6 protein-coding genes and 1 pseudogene are annotated in these 5,912 nt (G+C 65.0%); all 7 read left to right on the top strand.

Annotated elements, in window-relative coordinates; all coding sequences use genetic code 11:
* A pseudogene (locus WAW85_RS11715) lies at window positions 1-936 on the top strand (hypothetical protein); the annotation flags it as partial.
* Between the two features lie 94 nt (window positions 937-1,030).
* Complete coding sequence (locus WAW85_RS11710; RefSeq protein ID WP_422559783.1) at window positions 1,031-2,452, top strand: hypothetical protein; 1,422 nt, start codon at window positions 1,031-1,033, stop codon at window positions 2,450-2,452.
* A gap of 449 nt (window positions 2,453-2,901) precedes the next feature.
* Entirely contained in the window at window positions 2,902-3,735 is an 834-nt protein-coding gene (locus tag WAW85_RS11705) for a hypothetical protein (RefSeq protein ID WP_422559782.1), read from the top strand.
* Between the two features lie 72 nt (window positions 3,736-3,807).
* Window positions 3,808-4,131, top strand: a complete 324-nt coding sequence (locus WAW85_RS11700; protein ID WP_422559781.1) for a hypothetical protein — start codon at window positions 3,808-3,810, stop codon at window positions 4,129-4,131.
* Window positions 4,128-4,478, top strand: coding sequence for a hypothetical protein (locus WAW85_RS11695; RefSeq protein WP_422559780.1), 351 nt, complete (start codon window positions 4,128-4,130; stop codon window positions 4,476-4,478). The genes WAW85_RS11700 and WAW85_RS11695 overlap by 4 nt, the downstream gene beginning before the upstream one ends.
* 275 nt (window positions 4,479-4,753) lie before the next feature.
* Window positions 4,754-5,107 carry a hypothetical protein gene (locus WAW85_RS11690; RefSeq protein WP_422559779.1) on the top strand — a complete coding sequence of 118 codons (354 nt, stop codon included), beginning with the start codon at window positions 4,754-4,756 and terminating at the stop codon, window positions 5,105-5,107.
* A gap of 97 nt (window positions 5,108-5,204) precedes the next feature.
* The gene (locus WAW85_RS11685) at window positions 5,205-5,849 is read left to right on the top strand and encodes a hypothetical protein (protein WP_422559778.1); all 645 of its coding nucleotides are present in this window, start codon (window positions 5,205-5,207) and stop codon (window positions 5,847-5,849) included.
* Window positions 5,850-5,912 lie beyond the last annotated feature (63 nt).

The raw sequence follows: 5,912 nt of genomic DNA, 5'->3' as shown, positions 1-5,912 counted from the left end.
GTGTCGCAGGTGGTCGCGGCGGGCGCTTCGGGGTCAGCCCCGGCGGGCGGCGGGATCGGCCCGAGCCGCGACGTCGAGGTGGACTTGTCTGCCATTGCCGGGCGGTACTACTCACCGTGCACCGCGGGCGATTTGGCCTGTGACGCTCCCGTTGATGCGCCGATCGTCGGCTTGGTGACGAACATCGCTGGGCAGACCGAGATGGGTGGGGATTCGGTAGAAGCTCTTACCTCACTCGGGGAGGCGCTAGCACTGACGACGGTGAAGACGGCAGTGCCACTGATCAACGAGGACCTGCAGGCTCCGCAGAGCAACATCGAGTCGCTTTCCTACCAGCCGACGCAGACTCTGAGCTCTCGTCTGGCCGAAGCGTCCGACCCTCGGGCACCGATGCCGACGATCGACGAAGGCATCCAGGCGCTGTGGAAGATCGGCACGATCGGCTTCAACGCCGCCAAGACCGTGCTGCGGCACGTCGCTAACCCGTCCACGATCGGCCAGGTGATCACAGCGGGCGCAGTCAATCCGGCCGCCGTGATCGCGGTTCTTGCGCCGAAGGTGACAGCTGCGGCGGTTGAGCTGGTTCCTCCCGCCACTACACAGCGCTGGGTTCAAGAGGCGTTCACCGCGTTCGAGGCCGAGTTCGCGGACAACTCGGAGCTTTTCACAGTGACCAGTGCGCTCAAGCTCTTCCAGACGGCCAATGCGCACGGCTCCTATGGGTCGGTGGCCGCGTCGCCGACCGGGCAAGCGCCGACGGCATTCGTCACGGCCTGGCTCAAGGCTGTGGCGCGGGACGTCGCCGATTCTGGGGCCAGTGGGGTCGCCACAACGGTGCCTTCGCAGACTGATGTGCCGACCGATGCGTCCGAGGCCACTGAGCCGCAGCCCGCAGATTCCTCCGGCTTCCGTATGCCGGGTATTACCTCTCCCTAATTCCGTTCGCGCGACACCCATCGCTCGGCGATCGGCGTCTCGCTCCGAGATTGATAACCGCTATTACTTCGACTTCGACTGAAGGTGCAGACCGGTGACGATGACCAAATCCCCGCACGATGGGCCAGCGTGGGTCGGTGCTCTCGACGAGGCGGCACTCGACTACGTCGACGGTGTTGAACCGCCGACCGATACCGAGGCTCTCGCCTGGGGTGGACAGGCTACCGGGACCGAGATCGCGCTGGTGGGCTGCCATGGCGGTGCCGGCATCGACACTCTCGCCGCTCTAATCGGCGGAACCGCACCGGTAGGCCGGGTGTGGCCGGTCCCGTCGGCTGGTGGATCTGTCGCGGTGGTCCTGGTTGCCAGGGAAACCTTGGCCGGTCTGGAGGCTGCGCACATTGCACTACGGCAGTGGATGACTGGCGGTACACCCGACGGCACCATTCTGCTTGGGCTCGTTCTCGTCCCGGGCTCTCGGGGGAAGGTCACTCCAGCGGTAGCGGTCAAGCGTCGGCTCGTTGCTGGTTTGGCACCGATGGTCAGCCAGATGTCGGTTCAGTGGCATGAGGAGCTGCTGAGCCTTTCCCTTGCCGATCTGCCTCGTCTAGACCCATTCACCGATCCAGGTGCGGAGCTGCCGAAGCGATACCCCAAGTCACTGATCCCTGGCGGCGGTGTGACCCGCGATGTGGCGGAACTCGCGTATTCACTGGCGGATCTCGCTGCGGACGGCGGTGAGGATGATGCGGGGTGGCAATCCAGCGACGAAAGCCGGGAACTGCCGGTTCTTCCGCCGCTTCCCGACCACTGGGCACACACAGAAGACGACGATGCCGACCACGGTCATGCCGCCCCTTTGCTCGCGCCTGCGGTAGCCGCCGTCGACGAGGTCCCCCCGCCGAGCAGTCCGCACGTCCCGCGTGCGGCGGAAGCCGACGATGCGCAGCCACCGTATAGGGATCGGCTAGGCGCACTGCGTGACCGGCTGGGCAAACCTCGGGCGGCGATGATCGCTGTGATCGCTGCGGCCGCGGTGATGGTGGTGTTGGCGGGCCTGGCGCTAGTCAAGACGATCGGTGAGGTCGCCCCCAATGACCGTCCGTCCATGGAGGGGTTGACCAGTGCAGCGACCGTTGCTGCCGCTGATTCGTGCATCGACCGCTCCGACGGCGCGGTCACTGTCGGGAACGGACCGGGCGACCGCCGGGGCTCAGGTCCCGACGTGATCAAGGCATGGAATCACGCCTACTACACGACCCGCGACGCTGTAGCGGCTAAAGCGGTGACCGCCGAGGGCGCCGTGTCTGCCACCGATTCGCTGCAAAAGGCTATCGACGCCGTTCCACAGGGGACCGCGCACTGCCTGTCGATCACCGATCTAGGTGCAGGGCGCTACGCGGTGGCTTTGACCGTGATGGAGCCCAATGAGCCGCCCAGGGTTCTACAGCAGGTGATCGACACCGCTACCAGCGGCGGCCAAACCTGGATCACCGCCATCCGGAAAGCACCATGAGCTGCCTGTTTCCTACTACCAACTTCGCTCTCCGACAGAAAGAAGGCCACGTGTCCAATCGGACTTTCACTCGCCGTAGCAAGGTCGCCGCAACTGCGATGCTTGTCGGCGCACTCACCGCCGGGGTGGCAGCGCCACCCGCACTAGCTGATCCCGAGCAGGGCGGTACCACCCCGCAGACCGACCAGAATCAGGGCGGAACCGCGCCTGAGGATGATTCGATCCAAGGCGGTACCACCCCCGAACCGGCACCGGCACCGGCACCACAGTCGAACGTTCAGCCGCTCATCCCAAGCCCTCCGCAGGGCCGATATGAGCCTGCGCCCCAGTCACCGCCGACCTACGAGTCTCCGTACACCCCGGTGCCTCAGGGTCCGTTGCACGCGCCGAAGTGGGTGCCTCCGGTAAAGCGTAAGGCAGCCCCTCCAGACACCCTCAGGCTCGGCAACGTGTTGATTCCCGTAGAGCAGCTCCCGCAGTTCCCGAACCGAGACGGGGCGGTCGTTTCGGCCAATGAGTGGGGCGGGTACTTCGAATCGGAGATCGCTCGGGGGCTGATCAGCGTCGGTGTGCCACCCGATGAAGCTTCCCGGAAGGCGGCATCGACGGTCATCGGTGCCGTCGCCGGCGGCATCGTGGTTGGCTCAGCCGCATTCCTGGCGACCACGCTGGTCGTTGGCGTGGTTGCCGTTCCCGTCGGAGCACTCATCGGCGCCGGTGTCGGAGCAGGTATCAGTGGCGGCAACCCGGTAGCCACCCTCGGCGGTGCAGGGATCGGTGCAGGGATCGGTGCAGGGATCGCTCTGGGCGCAGGAACCGCCACCGGCCTGCTGGGCACCGTCGTCGGCGCGGCCGGCTTCGGGGCTTTGGCGTACGTATTCGGTGCCGGTGATCCCGGTCAAGCCACGAAGCGGCCCCCTTTGCCTTGGGAAGAGCAGCAACCGCAGGTCCTGGTCGACAGTGGTGCAAACCAGTTCGAACTGCACTTGCCTGCCCAAGCAGCCGCACAATCGGGTCTCCCGGCGGTCGACTACGTCGTCAGCGGCCACGGTGACGTGTCGCTCAGCGCACAGGTCGGACCCGAAACCGTTGAGGCGGGCTGGACTGCCGAACAGGCGCAGGCCCCGATCAAAGCGCTGGGCGATGCCGCCCCTGCAGCCGAAGCGGCCATCGCGCAAACAGTTCGTGCGGTCACCGATGCCGCCGCTGAGGCGATCCCCGGGCTGACCGTTCAGTGGCCGCAAACCGTGAGCCCCAAGCCCCGTGGCCGGCACGCCCGGTAGCTGCTGCGCGGCGATGATCCGCATTCGCTGACCCCCTCGAACTCCCAATAGTCCAAAAGAAGGAGAGACCCAATGTCCACTACACAACTGGTCACCGCCCAGGCCGACACTCTGATCGCGCTGGCCCAGCACTCGGCCTACCTCGCCGACACCGTCCAGGTTCCATCTGTCACCCCGCCGGGAAGTGAAAAGTTCATGCGCATTCCCGGCATCATCAAATGGGCCGTCACCCTGCTCGGCGTGACCATGCTGATCGCCTCCGGCGGAGTCATGGCGCTGGACAAGCTCACTGACCATTCGGTCGGCAGTAAGGGAATGAAGATCGCTGGTTGGTCGTTGGTCGGTGGCATCATCGTGGCGATCGCCCCGCAGCTGTACGGGTTCATAAACGCATGAGTCGTGTCAGGTGCGTGGTGGGCAGCGGCGCGGTTCTCGCCGGGTTCCTCGCCTCCGTGCTCGGTAGCGGCATGGCTACGGCAGCTGAGAAGGGTCCGCTCGTCCCGCCCGATGATGTGGTAGGTCCGTTCATCGAACTGCTCGGCGTGTTCAAGTGGTTGATCACCGTAATCGGCGTCACCGTTTTGATCGCCTCGGCTGGATTCTTGTGGGCCGACAACAGTGGCTCGATCTCGTCGTGGCTGGCCGTGGACCCCATGGTCGCTCGCCGGCGAGTCCTGAAAGTCCTGTACGGGTCGATCATCGTGACCACTGCTGGCGAAACCGCGTGGTGGTTGCTGCGATGACGCCGAACATCACTGAACGGTCACGGTGGGTCATCGCCGGTGTCGCTGTCGTGGTGGCGATAGTCGCCGGCCTCGTCGCGAAGGGCTGTGGGGGAGAGTCGTCACCGCCTCCAGCAGCACAGATCGCGGCATCAGAAGTGCGGTGGCAACCGTTCCAGGGAATCGACCTCCCCTTCACCGCCGAAGGCCCACGCCAGCCTGTAGACCCGGCTCCCACCGGGTACACGGACACTCCAGCCGGGGCTGCGATTGCCGCCATTCAGGCAACCGTTCGGATGTCTGTGGCCGACGACGAGCAGTTTCCCCAGGTCTCTGCGGAACTCTTGGCTCCTGGTCCCGGTCGCGACTGGTTCATCGCCAACCGCCTTCGAGTGTCCACTGCCGGACCAGTGGACCCCGCAATGGCACCGAAGGTCCTCGGGTACCGCGTCACCGACTACAAGAAGGGTGTCTCCGCTAGCGTCGACATCTTCACTGAGCTGCCCGACGGGTCGATGAGTGTCAATCACACAACGGTCGCATGGGCCGCCAGTCGGGACTGGGCACTCGTTGTCCCTGAGCCCACCCAATCGCACCCCCGGGTTGAAGCGGTCGACACCCTTCCTCCCGATGTCTTCTCGCTGCGGTGACCTCTACCTAAATCGAACGCGAAAGGGAACTCCTATGAACGAGTCGCCTCCTGTTTCCCCAGAGCCCGACGAGAGGTCGGCGTGGTCGCTGACAACGATGTTGGCGGTCACCGGGCTGACTGTCGTCGTCATTCTGGCGGTGGTCAGCACCTTCATTCTGATGGGTGACGATGACACCCCGGAGACGTCCGCGCCGCCACCACAAAGGTCCGGTACCGCCGAGCCAAACCCACCGGAGGACCTGGACGGCAAGTTCGACATCCCGACCGTCGACATTCGCGGCCGCGAAGTCGCGGTACCGAAGAACCCCTGGGGGCAGGTACTACCTCAGACGGGCAAGCCTAGCGGCGGTGACGGACCCCCTGACGGTCTGATGTGGCAGCGGGTCGTAGCTATCCCAATGCCGTTCTCGACCTCTGCCGGGCCGACCCGGATCTCAGCTACTGGTGTGCCGTCAGGGTTCAGCCGAACGCCCGATGGAGCGGTACTGGCGGCATGGCAGCTGGGGTGGCGGCTGGCGGCTGGGCCGCGAGAAATGCGTGAGGCGCTGATGGCATCCTCCGTTCAGTTCAGCCCCGACTACGCAGCAACTCAGAGAGCTGCATACGACGAGCTTCCCGACTCTTTCGGCCCGACCGAGCTTCGCGGTTTCGACAACATTCCGGACTACATCAACGTTTGTCGGCGGCGGTCGAAACCTGAACGGTTTCGGCGGTCCAAAAGTGAACAGTCTCTAGTCTAGGTTTTCTTGTTCGGCTTTGATGCTGGGGAGTGTTTCCAGGCCTCGGTCGCGTAGCCGGTAGGA

This window comes from Gordonia sp. (in: high G+C Gram-positive bacteria), from assembly GCF_049299075.1.
Classification (GTDB): Bacteria; Actinomycetota; Actinomycetes; order Mycobacteriales; family Mycobacteriaceae; genus Gordonia.
Note: the sequence above shows the minus strand (reverse complement) of the source record. Positions and strands in the feature narration are given on the sequence as shown.